We start from the raw sequence: 20,695 nt of genomic DNA, 5'->3' as shown, positions 1-20,695 counted from the left end.
CCGCGCTTTTTGGTTGAAGGAGAGTTTAGAAATCCAGACGCATCGAAACCTGTCCAGAGCGCGCGCCGCCGAAGTCTGAGGTCAGAGCGCTTGAGATCAAACCGAAGCTCGGCGAACTGATGTTCATATTCGGATCGCTGAGGTTGGTGTGGTTGAGCACGTTGGTAAAAGTGCCTTCCGCTCTCAACTTGAGCCGCTCGGTAATCGAGAAGGTCTTGCTGAGGCCAGCGGAAAGATTCACAGTGCCGGGTCCCACGACTGAGCCAACCTGCGCGTTGCCGAAGCGGCCAATCGGATTTGGCGATGGCCCTGCACCGCTGCCGGTGGTGCAGGCTGTTCCCGGTTGCCAGTTTGGATAGCCGGGGCAGGTGAAGCCGGAAGGATTGACCCACAGCAAGCGGTTTTGATGCGCGGGCTTGGAACTCGTGCCAACCACGGTATCGGGATATTGATTGCGGTGACTGCCGTCAAAGCCGGATGCTGTGCCGTCGAGTCCTGAACCGGTACCGGAGGGATCACCCTGACCATCCGGGAAGTATGGCGACTCAAACGGTCCCGTCTGCCAGAGGAAGATGGTCGAAAGACGCCAGCCTCCTACAGCCGCATCGGCGATGCGGGACATATTCGAACCGAACTCGCGTCCGCGTCCGAAGGGAAGATCGTAGACAGCCGTCGTGTTCCAACGATTGCGCCGGGTGCCGTAAACATTTCCGAAATCGGCCTGGCGGTCGAGGATGGAAGTAGCGCGTGCGCCGCCGTTTTCACCTGCGAAGCCAGTATTAGCCGGACCCTGATTGTCTGCAAGCGCCTTGGCGTATGTCCACGAAGAATTCAGCTGAAGGCCTCTCTGGAAGCGATGATCGAATTCTGCCTGGGCAGAGTGATAGCTCTCGTTAGCGCCGGTAGCGCGGGTGTTGATGCGGCCCCAGTTGGGGAAGATACGCGCGCTGAGCGGCTGGAAGTTAGCGGAGGTCGTGTTTGAGAAGGGCAGGGAGTTTTCATCGGGCGCCCAGACGAGCTGATGCGTCTCAGAACCGATGTAGGAGACTCGCGCAGCATATCCGCTGCCGAAATCGTGATCGACGCTCAATGACCACTGCTCAGTGTAGGGATCTTTCCAGTGGGTGCTGTTTGCGGTTCCAAAGTAATCCTGTCCATAGCAGGTGGTGCAGCCGCCGTTGCCAGCACCAGCGTAGATGTCCGGCCATTGATAGCCAACGGTGTGCGTGGCGGTATCGAATGTGTTGGTGTATTGCGTGGTCTGTGCCTGCAGGGTTCCGGTAAGCGAGTAGAAGTTGGTTCCGAGCAGCGTGATGTTGTACATGCCGAAGCCGCCGCGGACGGCAGTCTTGTCATCATCGAAGGGACGCCATGCGAAGCCGAAACGAGGCATGAAGCGCAGGTGCGGATACTTTTTCAAGCCTGCGGGAAAACCTGCCGCGCTATTGCCTTGCACCGGCATACAGGGTGCACCGTTGATTACTGCATCATTCGTGTTGTTGACGCCGTCAGGATCGCAGGCGTTCGCACTTGCAAGAAAGCTTTGCGCGAGCAACGCGGACTTGCCATCCGGATAGATGGAGCGGCCGGAGAGGGTTACGTCCGGATCGAAGTTGCCGATGTCGCCGCCTTTGTCGCTATAGCCGGGATGCAGTTCATAACGAATGCCGTAGCTCAGCGTCAGGTTTGAATTCACCTTCCACTGATCCTGGGCGAAGAAGTGGTAGTGGACTGAAGTGCCGTCGTTGTCCTGCTGCACTACGTCATAGAAGGTCTGGTAAGGCAGGCCGGAGAGGAAGTCGGCGAAGTCGACGCCGGTGAAGAGGCCTGCGCTGTTTTGAGTGTTGTATTGGAAGGTGCCGTAGTTGTCCGACCCATTGAAGCCAAGTGGCGTGATCGCTTCGAGGGTACGAATATCCAGACCGAACTTGAATTCGTGATTCCCTTTCGACCATGTCAGCGCATCGGTATAGACATAGGTGCGCGACTTGGTAATGGAAGTCAGACGATCAGCATTGAGGTGGCTGATGTTATTGAAATCAAGTTCTGGAATACCGTTATAAAAGAGGTTCTGCAGTCCGTTCAAGCCCAGTCCGGTAGTGAAAGACTTGCCATCGAAGCTGTTGGTTTCTCCTGAACCGTAGAGGGTAAAACCAAAACCGCCCTCATCGATCAGATGCGGGGTGATAGTCCAGTTAGCACTCACCTTGAGGACGCGGGATTGGTCGGTATATAGAGCCGAAGGGACGGAAAGTGGTTCGACGCTGCTTGTCGGAAAGTTCTTCCACGTGAAACGTCCCCACAACAGGAATTTCTGATTTGCACCGAAGTATTGGTCGCCTCGAATATCAAACTGATCTGAATGGCCGCTCGTATCTTTGTTGACGATGTAGTTGGCCACATCGTCATCGGAATAGTCTGTCGGATCGCCGACGTTGGGATCGGGATAAAACGAAAGCAGCTTTTGGGCAGATCCATTGATCGACGGCAACTTCGTACCATAGCTTCCGCCGGTGAACGGATTCGTCAAGCCGGTGAAGCCGTCGGAAACATACTTTGAGAAGTCTCCCTGCTTCATCAGCGTACTCGGCACCTTATACTGCTCTGTTGACTGTGAAGGATGCCGCCATCCTTCATAAGCCCCGTAGATGAAGGTCTTATTGTGCCCGTTATACAAGTGCGGAATTACAACCGGACCGCCGAAGCTGCCTCCATACGTATTACCAATAAGCTTTGGCTTCGAAGTGGTGATGGGGTACGTGTACGGAATGGCATCAAAGGCCGCGTTCTGGTGATACCAGAACGCCGAGCCATGAATTTTGTTGGTGCCACCCTTGGTGGTAATGGTGATTTCACCGGGTTGACCGAACTCGGCATTGTCCATGGCGCCGTCGGCGCGCAGTTCCGAAATAGATTCGCTGGATGGGAATGCGTCTGCGATCGGCGAATTACCAGTCGCGCTTTGGACGGTGATACCGTCAACGGAAACCTCCGTCTGGAACGGCAAGCCACCCTGCAAGGAGAAATTGCCGTGATCGGCCTGTACCCCAGGCAGCGTGCCCACGATGTTCAACGCGCTTGTACCACTGGCGCTGGCGCGTGTATTTACTGGCAGGTTGGCGACGTCGGCTGCGCTGTAAACCGCGTTGATAGACGGCGTTTCCGTATCAATGGCGGTGATGGTATCGCCCGAAACCTGGACTTCCTGCTGCACGCTGCCTACTACCAGCGTTGCATCGACGCGAAGCTGTTGGCGAACGTTCAGCGTCAGTCCGGTCGCTACCCACTTTTGAAATCCGTCGCGCGTCACTTCTACCGTGTAATGACCGGCCTTCACGTCGGAAAAGATGTATTCACCGGAATCGTTAGGATGTGCCGTGCGGATTGATCCTTCTTCGACGCTGGTAAGGGTGATGCTCGCGTCGGGAACGACGGCGCCCGCCACATCCTTCACAGCGCCGAGGATCGTTCCCTGGGTGGATTGCGCACGAACGATTGCGCCGCCAAACAAACAAATTATCAAGGCAAGTAGGGAGATGCGTTGGTTTCGTCGGAGCGAAAAATCTTTCATAAAGTTGGTGGTCTCCTAAATGACTACATCTTCGTTATGAAATGCTGAAGGCTTGAAGATCGACCGTTCACTGCGGCCGAAAGAGAGCGAGCCTGCGGCGTGAAAATTTAGTGTTGACCTAGTGTTGGTGTCTATTGTGCATAGACATGCTTGCCACGTCGAGGAAAATCTACAAGTGCAATGGGATCACCAGAAAGACAATGCCACAGTTGTGTGACAGGAATTTTACAAACGCATGATGGCCAGCTGAGAAGTAATTTTTATTTGCGGCATGAAGAAACGACTGGCCAGCAGCGCCGTTTTCGTTTTTATGAGCAGGCCAATAACGTTGCGCGTCGCATGGGTCGAGGGCGACGAATCAGCTGAAGATCTACACTCAGATTTTTCCGCGAGAAGACCCTACTTAGTAACGAGCGAAGCCTGCTTCTGCTGCTGGTGGTCGATGGCGTCGAGAACAATCCCCGGAGTAAGAACTTCGGGCAACACCTGGGGCTGCTCCTGTGCGGATGCGGGATAGATTGCGTAGGTGGGAACGCCGCTGCGGCCCAGCGCGTTAAGCGCCTCGGTGATAGTCTGATCGGCGTCGGTCCAGTCAGCACGAATGAGAGCGAAATTGCCGTCACGCAGTTTTTTCTGCACATCGTCACGGCTCAGAATGACGCGCTCGTTCACCTGGCAGCTGAGGCACCAGCTCGCTGTGAAATCAACGAAAACAGGGCGACCCTGAGCACGGTACTTTTCTACAAGCGCCGGGGAGAATGGCTGCCAGTTGGAATCGTGTGCCGCGGAAGCCTGCGCTGGCGTGGCAGCAAAGGTGCGCACAGCAAAAACAGGCAGCGCGACGGCTAATACGAGCACGACAACGGCGGCGGCGGTCGCCGGAGCTTTTGCCGGCCAGCGGCCAAGTATCCATGCGGCAATGGCCAGCAACAGAAATGCGGCGAGCAGTCCAGCGAGAGCGTTCAAGCCTGCGCTGTGGGCGAAGAGCCATAGCAGCCAGATCACAGTGGCGAAGATAGGGATGGATGTTGCCTGCTTGAGGATTTCCATCCACGCGCCGGGACGCGGCAGCAGGCTTGTCCATGCAGGATTGAAGGTCAACAACAGGTAGGGCGCGGCTAGTCCTAAAGCCAGCGAAGTAAAGATGATGAAGCTGACGAATGCGGAGTGCGCGAGCGCGTAGCCGATGGCTGCTCCCATAAACGGCGCGGTGCAGGGCGTGGCAACGACCATGGCTAATACGCCGGTGAAGAAGCTGCCTGCGTATCCATGCTGGGCGGCCAGGCTTGAGCCTTTACTGGTGAGCGTGAGGCCGACCTCAAACATGCCCGTCAGCGAGAGCCCGAGAAAGAAAAGCAGCATGGCGATGATGGCGATGAAGGTAGGCGACTGGAACTGGAAGCCCCAGCCCAGTTCGCGTCCACCAGCGCGCAGCACAAGCAGAACAGCCACTACGGCCCAGAAAGATACGAGAATGCCCAGCGTGTAGACCCAGCCGTGGGCGCGCAGCTTGTGGCGCTCCTGCTGCGATGACTGGACGAGCGAAAGCCCCTTGATAAACAGGACGGGAAAGACACAGGGCATGAGGTTGAGAATCATACCGCCGATAAACGCGAGGCCAACAACTTTTGCTAGCGCCCCAAAGTTTTCTTCGGATGTAGAGGCAGCGGCCAGGGTGCCGGGTGTCGCATGAATCTCGAGCGCTTCGCCATCTGACAGCACGATGAGGCCGTGCAGCTGATCGGGCGGTTTCTGAAGATTTTCGTCCTTCTTCAGGCTGATCTGAATGCCGTTGCTCAGCGGCTTCACTGGCTGCGGTGCAGCATTGGCAAGCTGGTTCTGATCGAAGGGAAAGAACTGTGCTGTAGATTCGCTCCTGCCGGTAAGTACGGTGAGATCGAAGCCGGTTGCCGTAGGCGTGAATTTTGCCAGCATGCCTGCAGACAGCTGCTGCGGCAGAGTGCGAGTAAATCGCGCGATGAGTTGCTGGTCGGCACTGATATACGTCGGCGCGGAGGGTGGCGACGATAGAGCTTTGCGCTCGATATCGAGCGTCGCTTTGCCGGGAAGGCAGACTTCGCGGCAGACGAGCCAGTCTACCCTTGCGCTGAGAGTCGTCGAGTTTCCTTCCGGCTTGAATGCTGTGCCGATGTGCATGGGGATGGGAAAGAGAACTTCGTTCTCATAGCCGAAGTCCATGAGCGGACCAAGCGGCAGGCGCTTGGGCGCGGGAAACTGCATCGGATCGGCTGTAACGCCTTCTGGTAGCGTCCACCGGATGCGAGGCGGCTCACCGGAATCGCCTGCATTGACCCAATAGACGTGCCAGCCGGGATCAAGCTTGAAGTAGAGTCCCGCGGTGAAGTTCTGTCCCGGAAAGATTTCTGCCGGTGGTACTGCGAGCTGAACGGTGAGATGCGGTGCGGTCGCTGTCGGCGCGGACCATGCGGCAGTGGTTCCCGCTACAAGAAAAGACAGGAGGCAGAGGACCGGAATCAGAATACGTGCGCGCATGTTGTTCCTTCTATTGTAGGACGCTGCCCGGGGCGTCGAGGTTACAGATTGTCCAGGTGGGGTGAAATCCCCCGAGGAGCAAAACATTTCTTTATCCGGAATAAAAGGGATTTCCATGCTGTTGCCAACTACTTACCGGCAGGCGACACTGGAGGCACTTCCTTTCTTAGCTGTTTCTTTCTGGTTCCGGAGGACTGCTTCTGATGGCGTGGACACGGCGTACGTTTATTGGCCGGGTTGCGATGGCGGGCGGCTATCGCGCGGCATTTACGGCTATGCAGGCGCTCGGCCTCATGGCCACGAAAGCAGAGGCTTCTCCGCTGCCTGCTCTGCCGGCCGATTTTGGCAAGGGCAAAAAGATCGTGATCCTTGGCGGCGGCATCGCCGGATTGGTCTCGGCTTATGAGCTACGCAAGGCTGGTTTCAGCTGTACCGTGCTTGAGGCGCGGGAGCGTCCCGGAGGCAGAAACTGGAGCGTCCGCAACGGAAGCAAGGTGGAGTTTACAGATGGCACTGTTCAGAACTGCGATTGGCAGGATGGCCATTACTTAAATGCGGGGCCGGCGCGCCTGCCTTCCATCCATCGCACCATCCTGGGCTACTGCGAAGAATTGGGTGTGCCGCTGGAAGTTGAGATTAATACCTCGCGCAGCACGCTGATGCAGGCCGACACATTGAACGGCGGCAAGCCGGTGGAACAGCGACAGGTGGTCAACGATACGCGCGGTTATGTGTCTGAGCTGCTCGCCAAGTGCATCGACCAGCATGGGCTGGATAAGGTTTTGAGCACGGAAGACACGGAGCGAATGCTTGCTTTTTTGAAACAGTATGGTGATCTTTCAAAAGATTTTAGTTACAAGGGCTCGGAGCGCAGCGGCTTTGTCTCCCCTCCCGGCGCGGGCTCGGATGAAGAAAAATTGCGGCCGCCGCTTAGTTTGCATGAGCTGCTGATTTCGGATTTTTCTACGGGTGAGCTATACGAGGAGCAGATCGACTGGCAGGCGACCATGTTTCAGCCTGTCGGCGGCATGGACCGCATTCCTTATGCGTTCGCGAAATCGCTGGGCGATATCGTTCACTACAGGACCTTGGTAAAGAAGGTCGCCAAGACTGCGAACGGCGTGCGGGTGGAATACACGGAGAGTGGTTCGCCCAAAAGCATCGAAGCCGATTACTGCATCTGCACTTTTCCGCTGAGTATTCTCAAGACACTCGATATCGACTGTTCGTCGGAGACGAAGCAGGCCTTCAGCGGCATGACGATGGCATCCCTTTACAAGATTGGATGGGAGGCTCCGCGCTTCTGGGAGAAGCAGTACAACATCTATGGCGGCATTTCTTTTCCGAAACAGATTGTGAATCTGGTCTGGTATCCAAGCGCCGGACTATTTACGAAAACAGGAATCATTCTCTCGGGCTTCAACTTCGAGCAAAATGACTACGACGATGGCAAGCCTACCGAGTTCGGCGCGTTGCCGACAGTGCAGGCAAAACTCGATGCGTCGCGTGCTGCGGTTGAGGTGCTGCATCCGGGACACGGCCAGTCGCTGACGAAGCCGATTTATATTTCGTGGCAGCGAATTCCCTACAGCCTTGGCTGCTTCGCGATGAACATGATTCCTTCTACCAAGCCTGCTTACGATGAACTGAATAAGCCAGATGGCAGAATCTACTTTGCCGGGGATTACCTGAGCCATATTGTTGGCTGGCAGGAGGGCGCGGCGTTATCAGCGCATCGCGCCATTCATGGCATTGCAGAGCAGATGCGAAGCAGTTAGGAATCGAAGCGCCGTCTGTCTTGTGGCGCGGGAGGCGCGTCCGCCTGGATGACTAGACCCAGCCAGCAGCCATACGGTCTTTGAGGATGCAGCGGTCCATGACAAGCTTGATCCCTGCGGCTTCGGCCTGAGCCGCGGCTTCTTCGTGCACGATGCCCTCCTGTATCCAGAGGTACGGAATTTTGAGGCGGATCGTGTCTTTCACGATGTCCGGTATGTAGTGCGGCAGGCGAAAGACATTCACGAGGTCGATCTTGCCAGCGGCTTCGAGCGCGGCGTCGAGCGAGGGATAAGCCTTCTCGCCGAGCGCGCTTTCAATTTTCGGATTGACTGGGATAATGCGATATCCGCGACTCTGCATGAAACGCGAGACGCCGAGGCTGGCGCGACCTTCTTTGTTGGTCAGGCCGACTACGGCGATGGTCTTCGCGTTGTCGAGGATTTCACGGATGGTGTTGGGCTCGTTCATAACTACTCCAGATCATCTCCAACATCCGCTACGACAGGCACTCCGCCGTTTCTACGCATCAACAGATATCCGCGGATAAATGGATCCAGGAAACCATCCAATACTTTGTCTACATCGCCTACTTCCACTTTTGTGCGATGGTCTTTGGCGATGCGATAGGGTTGCAGGACATAAGAGCGAATCTGTGATCCAAAGTTAATGTCCAGCTTTGAGTCTTCGAGCTTCTTACTCTCGGCTTTCTTCTTGTCCAACTCGTATTCGTAGAGGCGCGAGCGCAGCATCTTCATCGCCTTCTCGCGGTTCTTGTGCTGCGAGCGCTCGTTCTGGCATTGCACCACAATGTTAGTAGGAATGTGCGTGATGCGCACGGCTGAATCCGTCGTGTTGACATGCTGGCCGCCCTTTCCGCCTGAGCGGTAAGTGTCCGTTCGGATGTCGTCAGGCTTGATGTCGATCTCGATGGAGTCATCGATTTCCGGCGAAATAAAGACGGAGGCGAACGATGTGTGCCGTCGCTTAGCCTGATCGAAAGGCGAGATGCGTACCAGGCGGTGCACACCGGTCTCGCCGGAAAGCAGCCCGAAGGCATAGTCGCCGGTGACAGTGAAGGTCGCGGACTTAATGCCTGCTTCTTCGCCATCCTGATAGTCGTTCATTTCCGTCTTGAAGCCCTGCTGTTCCGCCCACCGCAGATACATGCGCATCAGCATCTCTGCCCAGTCCTGACTTTCAGTACCACCGGCGCCTGGATGCACAGTGACGATCGCATTCAGTGCATCGTTCTCGCCGGAGAGCATGGTGCGCTCTTCCAGCTTTTCGACATAATCGCTCAGCGATTTAATCTCACGTTCAAGATCAGACTCGACCGACTCGCCTTCACGAGCCAGGTCGAAATAAGCTTCGATATCGCCGGCGCGACGGACAAGCTCATCGTCCGATGCAAGCTGATCTTCATAACGCCTGCGGTCGCGCATCAACGGCTGCGACAGAGCGGCATTCGCCCACAGCGCAGGATCGGAGAGCTTGTTTTCTATGACGGCTAGTTCTTTGCGGAGACGGGCGGAGTCAAAGATACTCCCGCAGGTCACGGACTTTGTCCCGGACGGGAGTGTAGGCGAATTCGAGATCGTTCAACACTTAGGAGACCTGTCTTTTTATTCAATGTATGAGGAGCAGACCGTGGCTAAAGCCCGTTCCACTCATCATCAGTTAAAACTTAGCGACGTGCCACAGAGCGTACTGCCATTGCCGCGGCCGCTATAGAAATTATCCCACACAGCATGGCGAAGAGATCGCCGTGGCGAGCATAGAAGGTCAGGTCGTCTTCATATCCGTAACGGGCTACGAGCGATGTTCGTATATTACGCGGTGAACTGACGGTTGTTCTGCCCTGCGGGTCGATGGCAGTCGTAATGCCGTTGTTGGTGTCGAGGAGAATCCAGCGGTGGTTCTCGATGGACCGCATGCGCGCCATGTTCAGGTGCTGCCAGGGAGCGCTGGTGTCGCCATACCAGCCATCGTCGGAGATATTGACGAATACCTCCGCGCCATTCTTTGCAAACTGACGGACTTCGTCGGCAAAAATCGATTCATAGCAGATGAAGATGCCGAATGTATGACCATTCGAGCGAAATACCTTGCGATCCGTTCCGCGCTGCAGGTCGACGAGCTGTTGTGTGAGATGTCCCGCAAAAAAGAAGACGTTGCGGAACGGCACGTATTCACCGAAGGGGACAAGATGGATTTTGTCGTAACGACCGATGACGTTGCCATCCGGTATGGTGAAGACGCCTGAGTTGTAGGTTCCAGTCTGGTCGTGGCCGAGCATGCCGGCGACGACCGGCGCATGCGTGGAAGTTGCCATCTCACGCAGCAAATCGATCGTGTGTGGATCATTGCTGCCCAGCGAAGATTGCGCCTCCGGCCAGACGACGACCCCGGGAGGCGGGACATTCTGGCTGCATTGTGGTTGTTGCAACTTTGCGGCCGGCCAGGGCAAGCCAATATACGCAGGTGTACAGGTGAGACGGCTCTGCTCCAGTATCCACGACGCATTTTCGTCCCATACAGGGCCGACCCATTCGTTATCCATGCCCACGTCGAGGTTCGGCTGCAACATGACACTGAAGACCGAAGTGGAAGCCGATTTCGGCGCGAAGAGAGAGCCGAGTTGAAAAAGAACAATCAGAAGCGCAGCTCCCACACCTAAGCGAATACGCGTATGAATCGATCTAGCGAGCAAAGCTGCAGCGAGAAGTGCATTTGCCGCCATCAAAACGAAAGAGATTCCGTAGACACCAGTAAAGGGCGCGAGACGCGTGAGCAAAAAATTATCGACTTGCGCATAACCCAGTTGGTCCCAGGGAACGCTGGTGATGCGTGAGGCGGCAAGCTCAATAGCGGCCCAGAAGAACGGCGCGAGCGCCAGGGGAATCGTATTCGATCGAAACGCTTTGCGGCAAAGTGCAATCAGAAAACCGAAGAGCGCGAAGTAAAGTCCCAGCACCAGGCTGTAAAGAAGCACGATACCTGCTGCACCTGGAGCCGGCACATGCCCGTAATAGAGCATGGTGTCGTAGATCCAATAACAGTTCAGGATGTACCAGAGCACGCCGCATGCGTACCCGGCGAGCGCACTGCGCTGGAGATATCGCGGCGCGCTAAAGCTGGACTCGGAAAGCAGGCCGTAAAGCAGCGGTACCAGTGCGATCCATGAAAAGACGGCGCGCCACGGCGGCATAGGCCCGGCGATAGGGAATGGCAGGTCCAGAAGGACGGCGGAGAGCAATCCAAGCAAGATGGGATTGCGTAGATAAGAGCGCATTCAGGGTGAGTCTACCATTCTGGCCAGATCGCGGTAGAATGCTTGTGTGGACACTCTTGTCTATTTCGGAATGCATGTGTTGACCTATCTCTTCTTCATCGGGATGGCAGGAGCGTCGATCGTCATTATCATCAGCTTCGTCGAGGATCTTCACGAGCTTCTTGGTGACTGACCCACTCTACAAGGGCATCCTTTCATTGACTATAGGTCCAACTAGACATACACTCAGCGCTGAGCGTCCTCGCCGGGGCAGTCACTCGCCTGGTGGTGAGTAGCCAGGTCGTCACCTTTCATCCATGTCAGTTGGTCAAACGTTTACCGCTCCGCAATCGAACCGAGTAAGGCTGGTTGTCGCCTCCTCGGTCATGCTTACTTTCATCTCCTTCTGGCGGGCGGCAGCGGTCGTTCTCAATGACTTAGGCTCATCAGCTTTCTACGCTGGTGGCATTGCAGAAGAGGCGGTGGGAAAAGCTGCGCCCTGGTTCATTCTCGGCGTCATGCTCTTCTCATTTGCCGTTCGCGCGGTCTACGTGGAGAGCTGTTCCATGTTCACGCGCGGCGGCGTTTACCGTGTGGTGAAAGAAGCATTGGGCGGCACCTTCGCCAAGCTGAGTGTCTCGGCCCTGATGTTTGATTACATCCTTACCGGCCCGATCTCAGGCGTATCTGCGGGACAATATATTACCGGCCTGCTGAATGAACTCATGGCAGTAGGGGCGACGCACGGATGGCTACCTGTCGCGCTCATCCACGGAGGCCACGCACGCCAATTGCCGATGAATGAGACATCGGCAGTTTTTTGCGCTGCGGTCACGATGTACTACTGGTGGCAGAACACCAAGGGCATTGAGGAATCAACCGACAAGGCCCTCGAAGTCATGAAGATCACCACCGTTATGGTGGTCCTGCTGCTGGGCTGGGGCATCTACTCTGCGATTCACCTCAGCGCCCCGTTGCCGCCGCTCCCGGTTCCTTCCAACCTGCATTTTTCTAACGATGCTCTCGGCTTTCTTTCAGGAACGAAGTTTGCCACCACGCTCGGACTCTTCGGCATATTGATGGCCTTCGGGCATTCGGTACTTGCAATGAGCGGCGAAGAGACGCTGGCGCAGGTGAACCGCGAAATTGAGCACCCGAAGCTCAAGAATCTGAAGCGCGCCGCAATCGTGATCGCGATCTACAGCCTGGTATTTACCGGCATCGTTTCACTGCTGGCTGTCATGCTGATCCCGGATTCCGTGCGCGTACCGGTGTTCCGCGACAATCTGATCGCCGGGCTTGCCATGTATATGGTGGGACCGCTCACGCTGAAGATTGTCTTCCGCGTTTTTGTCGTGATCGTAGGCTTTTTGATCCTCTCCGGTGCGATCAATACATCGATCATCGGCTCGACCGGCGTCTTGATGCGCATTGCCGAAGACGGCGTACTGACGGACTGGTTTCGCAAACCGCATCGTAAGTTCGGCACTAGTTATCGCATCGTGAACCTGGTTACGGCGCTGCAGCTATTCACGATCATCGCGAGTCGCGGCAACGTCATCACCCTTGGTGAAGCTTACGCGTTCGGTGTGATCTGGAGCTTTACCTTCAACTCGCTGGCCATGCTAGTGTTGCGATGGAAGTACAAAGGCGAGCGTGGCTGGAAAGTTCCCATCAATATCCGTATCGGCAAAGTAGAGCTGCCGGTCGGCTTGTTCTCAGTGTTTCTCGTTCTCTTCTCCACAGCAATCGTAAACCTCTTTACGAAGAGTGTCGCCACTAAGAGCGGCGTGCTCTTTGCCGCTACCTTCTACGTTATCTTCACCATTTCCGAGCGGCGCAACAAACGGAAACAGGCTGCTACCGAAAAGCAGATGAAGGAGCATTTCCAGCTTGAGCATCAGGATACGATCGGACGCGAAGCGCTGGAAATTCGTCCCGGCGGCATTCTGGTCACGATGCGGGATGCAGTAAATCCTTTCGCTTTGAAGTGGGCTTTATCGCGCACGAATACAGACGATCAAGACGTTGTTGTGTTGACGGCACGCATGATGGGAGCCGGCGGACCCGAATATATCGACCCCTCTGAGCAGCTCTTCAGCGAGCACGAACAAATGCTCTTTACCAAGGCCGTCTCTGTCGCTGAAAGTTTTGGTAAACACATATCACTGCTGGTAGTTCCCGCTGGCGATATCTTCGCCGCACTGGTGCAGACAGCGAATTCTTTGGAAGTTACCGCGCTTGTTTCAGGACTATCTAACAAAATGACCGCGCAGGAACAGGCTTACCATGTGGGGCAGGCATGGGAGAATCTACCGGAGCCGAAGCGCCAGTTTACTTTCTATGTTGTAACCGCAAATGGCGACGCGCAGGGCTTTCATATCGGACCGCACGCGCCTGCCTTGCAGGCTGACGATGTGCAGTTAGTCCACAGGCTGTGGCTGAACTTCCGCCGCGATCCTGAAATGCAGGGACTGCACCACAGCGATATAGTTACCTACGCGCTCACGCGTCTTGCAATTGAATATGCGCGCGACAAGCAGGAGACTCTCCGAGATATCCGGCGTTATACCAAGGATGGTAGTAAGTCGACACTGGAAACGCCTGCCGGAATACAGACTGGAAGAGATCGAAGCGATTACTCCATCCCAGCCCCGCGACCTTCATCAGGCTCTGCCGATCACGAGAACTAGCTCCGCTCTGGCTGAACAAAATACAACTTACTATCGTCAATTCCACTTAGTTATCCGGGCTACGATTTGTCAAGCGCGTGCTGGTGCCGTAGAGTGAAAGAGTAGTTAATACTCATTGTTTTCGTTTTTTTTTGCTATTAATAGGTTGCCCCTGCCGGTACCGTTGGTTTAATTGCGGATAAGTTTCTTTACTTCGTCTGGCACGGACACCTCCACTCATGAATGTTTACCTGAATCGACGTTCTCCCATGGAGGAACAGTGGAAGTCAACAAAATCGTCGCTGAGCTCGACAAAGAAATAGCGCGTCTTAAAGAAGCGCGCGCGCTACTTGCAGGATCATCCACCGCTCGTTACGAGGGAAGCAGGAAGTCTGTTATTCGCAAGCGTAAGAGCACGATGAGTGCCGAGGGCCGGCGCCGTATTGGCGAAGCCATGAAAAAACGGTGGGCCGAGCGTAGAAAACAGCAAGCCGGCAAGAAGTAGATCGTCATCCCGAATACAAGAGGTGCGGCGTCTGACGATGAGACACCGCCGCCCTTTTAGTCTCTTCAGCGCAGGCTCTCGCCCGGCGTTAAAGCTTTCACTTCGATACCACTTCCCTCCAGAAAACCTGCAAGCTCCGCGGGTGTTCCTGTGAGTACCGGGAAAGTTCCATAGTGGATCGGCAGAATTGTTCCGGCTTCAAGATATTTCGCCGCCAGGGCAGCAGCTTTTGGTCCCATCGTGTAGTGGTCTCCAATGGGCAGCATGGCAACTTCCGGATGATATAGATCGCGGATCAGCTGCATATCGAGAAAAACGCTGGTATCGCCTGCGTGGTACAGCACTGGGCCGTCCTGAATTGAGATGACGAACCCAATGGGCTCACCGCCATAAATCATCTTGCCGCCGTCCTCGATGCCGGAGCTGTGCCTGGCTTCGACGATGCTGATCGTCAGATCCTCATACTTCCACGATCCTCCAAGATTCATTCCAACCGCATTTTTCACGCCCTTCGACTGCGCCCATCCCGTGAGCTCCACCATGCCTACTACGGTCGAATGATGGGTCGTAGCCACCGAAACCAGATCTGCGATGTGATCGCCGTGTCCGTGAGTCGCAAGGATCAGATCGATTTTCTCGGGGAGCTTATAGTTCTTCGGAAATTTTGGATTCTGCTCAATGAATGGATCGATGAGGATCGATGTTCCCTTCGCGGTTGCAATGTGAACGGTAGCATGCCCCAACCAGGTCACTACTGTGCCCTTCAAGTCCGCCATATAGATACTCCTGTTTTCTTATGCGAAAATTCTTCGGCTTCTTTGCTCTAGGATGCGCATCAGGAGCGCTAATTTCTTCATTTTCTGATTAAAAAACCCGCGCTTGACGCCTCCTTAGGACAAGAGTATTGTAGTGGCCATGAGCGAAGAAAAGGCGAAAATAGAGAGATCGGGTTCCCTCTTTACTGAAGAAGACGCCCACCCGGGGCTAGTCGGCATTGCCCGCCTCGCAAGCCATGCTGAGGTCACGAATACCGGTCACCTGACGCAGTACAGCGCGCTCGCAGTGCGGTCGATTCTAAACACCTCTGTCTCTAAACGCGGATTGCCCTTCGGAAAAAGTATCAATCCTTATCGCGGATGCGAATTCGCCTGCCGCTACTGCTATGCGCGCTACACGCATGAATTTATGGAGCTACGCGATCCTCAGCTTTTCGAGCGGCACATTTTTATCAAGCAGAATGCAGCATGGCTACTGCGTCAGGAACTAAGAAAGATGCATGCCAACGAGCTCATCGCCATCGGAACCGCTACCGATCCCTATCAGCCGATTGAGCGCCGTGCCAGGGTGACACGCAGCCTGCTGGAGGTCTTCGCCGAATGTCGCGGGCTGCATTTGGGCATTGTGACGAAATCGACGCTGATTTTGCGAGACCTCGACTTGCTGAAGAAGATCGCCGAGCGTAACCGGCTCGTGCTGCATATCACCATTACGACCCCTGACACCGAGCTGGCTCGCATCCTTGAGCCGCGGGCTCCGCGGCCTGATCTGCGCTTCAAAACAGTAGCTGCGCTTCGTGCGGAGGGCCTGCGAACGGGAATTTTATGCTGCCCGATTATGCCCGGCATCACCGACACGCCAGCGGCTTTTGACTCCATGGCAAAACGCGCTCGCGCAACCGATGCGAATTTTCTCGCTGCCAATCCCCTTTTCCTGAAACCGTGCTCGAAGGAGACGTTTTTAAGCTTTGTGCGTGAGCATTTTCCCGCGCTTGAGGCTTCCTACGAGAAGCGGTATGGCGAAGATGCCTTTGTTTCCAAGGCTTATCAGAAGCGCATTTCCGATCTGCTCGCCGCCGCCGTAAAAAAATACGGGCTCGGCAACAGAGCGAGTGAATGGATCCCTTCAGAGAGAATTCCGCGGGATACCAGGCCGGTCCAGCAGTCACTCTGGCCAGAGCCCGTCAGAATGTGGAAGCCTGCCCGTGCCGAAAACATAAGGCGCCGATTCAGCGCGTGATGATGACTTCGTAGAGATTGTCTTTAGCCAGAAAGAAGCGGTAATTGCTGAAGGCGGTAAAAAGCTTCTCGATGTTCCGATTGGTATAGACGCGCCTCACCGGGAACGGAGCGCTCTCCTGCATCTCGATGGTATCGCCTTCGGTAAGGTGATACCGGCAGAAGGCTGTCTCGGGGCCGCTCGGTTTCGTATGAAAGAGCGCCAGCACACGTCCACCCGCTACCAGGGACCGGTGAAGCCTCTCGATGAGCGGTGCAATCAGTCCGTCGGGCACGTAATCAAGAGTCGTCCACAGCAGCACGACATCGAATTCGCGGCCGCTGAAATTAAGGTTCTGCTCGAAGAAGCCATCCAGGTCGAATCCTGGCTCACCGCCTTCTTCCGCTGGTGTTTCCCATCCACCCTTCAAAGCCTCGTGGACGACATCCGCCATCCAGACGCTATGACCCATGCTGGTGAGATGGTTGATATTGGAAGGCGAGGTGGGCCCGATATCCAGTACGCGCAAAGAGGACTCTGCCTTCAGATGTTGCTGCAAGGCTGACCACCCGCTGGAATGGCGGGGCATACGCGGTCCGGAAAGCAAAGTGGGTTTCTGCCCTTGCTCCTCTGTCTGACCGCGGCTGAATAGGCTACGCAGCACGCTCATCTCATGCCTTTAAGCAATTTCGTCACCACAGATCGAGTTCATGCGCTTAAAACAGGCTTATTTTGCAGCACCAAAAAGCGCGCCTGGCTTGTCAGCTGAAGCCGTCGATGAAGGCGCTGCCGCAGCCGAGCCCTTCTCCGCCGATCCTGATGACTGCACTAAGTCTACCTTGCCAGAGAAAATTGCGTTCTCCTCAATTGACAGGCGTCCCGCGCGAATGTCACCAGTAACATGGCATCCGGAGCGCAACTCTACCCGTCCCGTCGCGCTGATATCGCCATTCAGCGTGCCCACAACTACTACGTCACGGGCCGCAACATTGGCTTTTACGTGAGCATTTGCGCCGATGCTTAACCGGCTCTCGCTCAAGGTGATGGTACCCTCCACCAAGCCATCGACAAGAAGGTCTTCGTTTCCTTTAACCTCGCCGCGTATCTGAACTGACTTGCCGATCGTGGCAGTCGTGCCGTCGCCTGCAGCCATGTATATTTCTCCTGAGAATCGTAACTGGGACGTTGCCACGACTATACGCAAGGAACTTTCACGGTGCAACCACCGCCACTGTTTTGGCGTACACTCTGAGTTCCGAAACGGTTCTGAAGCTGTTGATTCGGGAAAACTTCTCGTTGCCGTTCGGCGTCTAACGGCTCAGGCTTATTGAAAGATGCAGTGATGATAGAAGAACGTAGTTTGCAGGATGGACCACGAGGTGCCTGTCGTGGTCTCCGGCCCAGTGGAGCGACGATTGCGGTTTTGATAGCTGTGCTTGCTGCTCTTCAGCCGCTGGGCTCTGCCGCACGGGCGCAGGACGTAGAACATGATCCAGTTCCGCTCGTGCGCCGCGCTTCGCAAAATGAGCTGCACTCGTCCAACGGCGGCCACCCTTACCGCTACCAGTTGCACAAGATCGATGACGGAAAGATCACGACCAAGGAGATTGTCGAGACCAAGGACGGCGATGTTGCCCGCCTCATTGCCATCGATGACAAGCCGCTGGATGCTGACGTGCAACAGGCGGAGTTGGACCGGCTGAACAATCTGGCCGCGCACCCGGAAGTGCAGGAGCACCGCCGCAAGCGGGAGCAGGAAGACAGCGATCGCGCCAACAAGATGATCCGCTTACTGCCAGACGCTTTCGCTTATAAATACGAGGGCATGGTCGATGGCCCGAATGGTCAGTGCTACCGGTTAAGCTTTCAGCCGAACCCTAACTTCACCCCACCGGACCGCGAAGCACAGGTTTACGCCGGCATGGCTGGCGAACTCTGGATCGATAAAGGTCAGGAGCGCATGGTGAAGCTCGACGCTCACCTCATTGCCGATGTTGAATTTGGCTGGGGCATCCTGGGGCGGCTCTACAAGGGTGGCAGCATCCTGGTGGAACAGGCCGACGTGGGCGATCACCATTGGGAGACCACACACATGAAGCTGAACCTGACCGGCAAGGCATTGATGATTAAAACGCTGAGTTTCCAGACAACCGAAGACGCCTCCCACTTCGAGCCGGTTCCGGCGCAGATGGGATATCAGGAAGCGATCAAGATGCTGTTAAGCGACGGGAACGGACGCGTAGCCGCCAGGTAGCCTCTCGTTAACAGAGCATCTCTTTTGGAGCATCATTCACTATTCACTAATGCAAAAGCTCCGGCTAAGGCTGGAGCTTTTTTAATTGCGCAATACTCTCATCGCGGTTATCACGCGAAATTACTGTCGTCGCCTCCGCCGAGATCACTGCTGAAATCATCACCGCTGCCGAAATCGTCTGCCTGCGTGTCGTCCAGAGAAGTTGGATCGGTGTCGGGCTGATAGCTGGCATCCTGCAGACCAGCGTCGCTACCGGGGCGCTCATCGTAAGACGCTTCATGCTCACGGTGTTCTGCGAAGCCGCCTCCGGGCTGAGACTGGTCGTCGTAGTAATTATTGATGACGGTTTCCTCGACCGGCGGAGCACCGAATCCGGAGCCATATCCCCCGCCACCCCATCCTCCGCCATGGCCGTGTATGAGGGATTCGATACCCTCAAAAGCAAGAGCGCCCGCGGCGACCCCTGCCGCTGTCGTGGCGGCACTACGCAGGAAGTTTCCCGTAGCGCTGGGCTGCGGCGAATAAGTCGGCGCTGGGGCATACTGCGGCGCTTCGTATGTTGGCACAGGTTGATACTGAGGCTGGGCAGGAGGCACGGGATCACGATGGCCGAGCAGGCCACCAAGAAAACTGGTCGTGTGAGGAGGCTGCTGTGCCTGCTGCTGTAGCTGCTGCATCTGGGCGCGCGCTTGATTCAGCGCCAGGTTCTGCACCAGTACAGTTTGCGCCAGCTTGTAAATCGCGTCTGGGTCCTGCCCTAAAGTCTGAAATAACAGCCGTTCAGCTTCCGGATCTTTTTCTGTAAGTTGTGTTTCCTGCACTTTGCGGATCAAATCCTGCAACATTGAGCTTTCCTGCGGAGTCATTGCAATTACCTCAATTCCTTTGGATGCTCCTCAAGAGCATCTTCCTGATAAGACGCGCGTCCACGCACAAAGTGGCGGACATTTGTCCGCCACATCGAAAGTACGCAGTAATAATGATTTCTGTTCCGCGGAAGCCTCAGGCCAACGCCAGTGCTCGAACTTCTTCCTTGCGCACGGTAAGTTTTTCGATCAGGTCTTCGCGTACTTCAAAACCCCTGCCGACGCCCTGCGGCACGGTGATCTCGCCTTCTGTTGAGACAGTCACTTCCGGCTCGATGATGTCTTCTTTCCAATAGCGCTTGGAAGCGGAAACATCTCCCGGCAGCGAGAAGTTTTCAAGCGATGACAGGGCAATATTGTGTGCGCGTCCGATACCCGTTTCCAGCATCCCGCCACACCAGACCGGGATGCCACGTTCCTGTGCCGCATTATGCACAGCAATCGCCTCACTGAAGCCGCCGACCCGACCATTCTTGATATTGATGATGCGGCAGGACTCCATCTCGATCGCGGCCAGCGCATCGCGGCGATTCCGGATCGATTCATCAAGGCAGATGGCCGTCTTCAAGCGCTTTTGCAGCAATGAATGAAAATAAAAATCGTCGGACCACAGCGGCTGCTCAATCATGAGCAAGTTAAATTTTTCGAAATCAACGAGATGCTCGATATCATTCATGCGATACGCGGAGTTTGCATCGCAGCTCAGCATAATATCCGGCCAGCGATTACGCACCGCTTCGAAGACACGGATATCCCAGCCTGGTTTGCATTTCAGCTTAATGCGTTGATATCCCGCCTCGACTTCCCTCTCGACCTCGGCAAGCTGTCCCTCAAGAGTGGGCTGAATACCGATCGAGACGCCGCAGGGGATGGTTTCCCGGATGCCGCCCAGCAGCTCCGATAGCGCAATGCCGCGCATTTGCGCTTCCAGATCCCAGACCGCGTTTTCAAGCGCGGCCTTGGCCATACGATGACCCCGTACTTGGCGAAAGATTGTCGGACATTTTCCACCGTGCTCCGGATCGCCATTGGCAAGAGCCGGTACGAGTTCCTGCAGGGAGACGATCCAGGCGGTGTCAATGGTTTCGTCGCTGAAGTAAGGATGTTCGCCTGCGACGCACTCCCCCCATCCGGTTAAGCCTTCGCCTTTGATCTCAACCAGCAGGATGCGCCGGTCGGTCGTTGTGCCGAAGCTGGTCTGAAATGGCTTGACCAGCGGCATGCGGATCTCACGAAGTGTGATGGCTTCAATTTTCATGCGTTACTCT

Annotated in this window: 16 protein-coding genes; 6 read left to right on the top strand and 10 right to left on the bottom strand. The window is 55.6% G+C overall.

Features of this window, described 5'->3' with window-relative positions; translation table 11 throughout:
• Nucleotides 1-25: 25 nt before the first annotated feature.
• The gene (locus tag GSQ86_RS19435) at nucleotides 26-3,511 is read right to left on the bottom strand and encodes a TonB-dependent receptor (protein WP_254062500.1); all 3,486 of its coding nucleotides are present in this window, start codon (nucleotides 3,509-3,511) and stop codon (nucleotides 26-28) included.
• A 459-nt stretch (nucleotides 3,512-3,970) separates the two neighbouring features.
• Nucleotides 3,971-6,085, bottom strand: coding sequence for a protein-disulfide reductase DsbD (locus GSQ86_RS19430; RefSeq protein WP_158751848.1), 2,115 nt, complete (start codon nucleotides 6,083-6,085; stop codon nucleotides 3,971-3,973).
• Nucleotides 6,086-6,288: 203 nt separating this feature from the next.
• On the opposite strand from GSQ86_RS19430, the gene GSQ86_RS19425 reads away from it, so the two are divergent.
• On the top strand, nucleotides 6,289-7,863 hold the full coding sequence (locus GSQ86_RS19425; RefSeq protein ID WP_158751847.1) for an FAD-dependent oxidoreductase: 1,575 nt from the start codon (nucleotides 6,289-6,291) through the stop codon (nucleotides 7,861-7,863).
• A gap of 52 nt (nucleotides 7,864-7,915) precedes the next feature.
• Here GSQ86_RS19425 and GSQ86_RS19420 read toward each other — a convergent pair whose 3' ends face one another.
• The 3 genes from GSQ86_RS19420 to lnt form a co-directional block, all read right to left on the bottom strand.
• Nucleotides 7,916-8,332 (bottom strand): CoA-binding protein, encoded by a 417-nt coding sequence (locus GSQ86_RS19420; protein ID WP_158751846.1) that lies wholly within the window; start codon nucleotides 8,330-8,332, stop codon nucleotides 7,916-7,918.
• 2 nt (nucleotides 8,333-8,334) lie between these two features.
• A protein-coding gene (gene prfB / locus GSQ86_RS19415) for a peptide chain release factor 2 (protein WP_158751845.1) occupies nucleotides 8,335-9,469 on the bottom strand; the annotation gives its coding sequence in 2 pieces (ribosomal slippage) (nucleotides 8,335-9,399 and nucleotides 9,401-9,469; 1,134 coding nt in all).
• Nucleotides 9,470-9,548: 79 nt separating this feature from the next.
• Nucleotides 9,549-11,156 (bottom strand): apolipoprotein N-acyltransferase, encoded by a 1,608-nt coding sequence (lnt, locus tag GSQ86_RS19410; RefSeq protein WP_158751844.1) that lies wholly within the window; start codon nucleotides 11,154-11,156, stop codon nucleotides 9,549-9,551.
• Between the two features lie 46 nt (nucleotides 11,157-11,202).
• Here lnt and GSQ86_RS23705 point away from each other — a divergent pair, with 46 nt between their 5' ends.
• From GSQ86_RS23705 to GSQ86_RS19400, 3 genes are all read left to right on the top strand, one after another.
• Nucleotides 11,203-11,328, top strand: a complete 126-nt coding sequence (locus tag GSQ86_RS23705; RefSeq protein ID WP_256366850.1) for a hypothetical protein — start codon at nucleotides 11,203-11,205, stop codon at nucleotides 11,326-11,328.
• Nucleotides 11,329-11,452: 124 nt separating this feature from the next.
• Nucleotides 11,453-13,828, top strand: coding sequence for an APC family permease (locus GSQ86_RS19405; RefSeq protein ID WP_158751843.1), 2,376 nt, complete (start codon nucleotides 11,453-11,455; stop codon nucleotides 13,826-13,828).
• A gap of 259 nt (nucleotides 13,829-14,087) precedes the next feature.
• Entirely contained in the window at nucleotides 14,088-14,312 is a 225-nt protein-coding gene (locus tag GSQ86_RS19400) for a hypothetical protein (RefSeq protein ID WP_158751842.1), read from the top strand.
• A gap of 65 nt (nucleotides 14,313-14,377) precedes the next feature.
• Here GSQ86_RS19400 and GSQ86_RS19395 read toward each other — a convergent pair whose 3' ends face one another.
• The gene (locus GSQ86_RS19395; RefSeq protein ID WP_158751841.1) at nucleotides 14,378-15,088 is read right to left on the bottom strand and encodes a metal-dependent hydrolase; all 711 of its coding nucleotides are present in this window, start codon (nucleotides 15,086-15,088) and stop codon (nucleotides 14,378-14,380) included.
• 139 nt (nucleotides 15,089-15,227) lie between these two features.
• Between GSQ86_RS19395 and GSQ86_RS19390 the strand changes: the two genes are divergently transcribed.
• Entirely contained in the window at nucleotides 15,228-16,328 is a 1,101-nt protein-coding gene (locus GSQ86_RS19390; RefSeq protein ID WP_158751840.1) for a radical SAM protein, read from the top strand.
• Here the strand turns inward: GSQ86_RS19390 and GSQ86_RS19385 are convergent.
• Entirely contained in the window at nucleotides 16,318-16,977 is a 660-nt protein-coding gene (locus GSQ86_RS19385) for a class I SAM-dependent methyltransferase (RefSeq protein ID WP_158751839.1), read from the bottom strand. The genes GSQ86_RS19390 and GSQ86_RS19385 overlap by 11 nt on opposite strands.
• Nucleotides 16,978-17,034: 57 nt before the next feature.
• Complete coding sequence (locus GSQ86_RS19380; protein ID WP_158751838.1) at nucleotides 17,035-17,460, bottom strand: polymer-forming cytoskeletal protein; 426 nt, start codon at nucleotides 17,458-17,460, stop codon at nucleotides 17,035-17,037.
• 189 nt (nucleotides 17,461-17,649) lie between these two features.
• On the opposite strand from GSQ86_RS19380, the gene GSQ86_RS19375 reads away from it, so the two are divergent.
• Nucleotides 17,650-18,561, top strand: coding sequence for a hypothetical protein (locus GSQ86_RS19375; protein ID WP_158751837.1), 912 nt, complete (start codon nucleotides 17,650-17,652; stop codon nucleotides 18,559-18,561).
• Between the two features lie 110 nt (nucleotides 18,562-18,671).
• Here the strand turns inward: GSQ86_RS19375 and GSQ86_RS19370 are convergent, their stop codons facing one another.
• Both GSQ86_RS19370 and menC read right to left on the bottom strand, forming a co-directional pair.
• Nucleotides 18,672-19,427, bottom strand: coding sequence for a DUF2076 domain-containing protein (locus GSQ86_RS19370; RefSeq protein WP_216841216.1), 756 nt, complete (start codon nucleotides 19,425-19,427; stop codon nucleotides 18,672-18,674).
• Nucleotides 19,428-19,563: 136 nt separating this feature from the next.
• The gene (menC, locus tag GSQ86_RS19365; RefSeq protein ID WP_158751835.1) at nucleotides 19,564-20,685 is read right to left on the bottom strand and encodes an o-succinylbenzoate synthase; all 1,122 of its coding nucleotides are present in this window, start codon (nucleotides 20,683-20,685) and stop codon (nucleotides 19,564-19,566) included.
• Nucleotides 20,686-20,695 lie beyond the last annotated feature (10 nt).

This window comes from Acidobacterium sp. S8, assembly GCF_009765985.1.
GTDB lineage: Bacteria > Acidobacteriota > Terriglobia > Terriglobales > Acidobacteriaceae > Alloacidobacterium.
The sequence above is the reverse complement of the archived record's forward strand: the minus strand, read 5'-3'. Positions and strand labels throughout refer to the sequence as shown.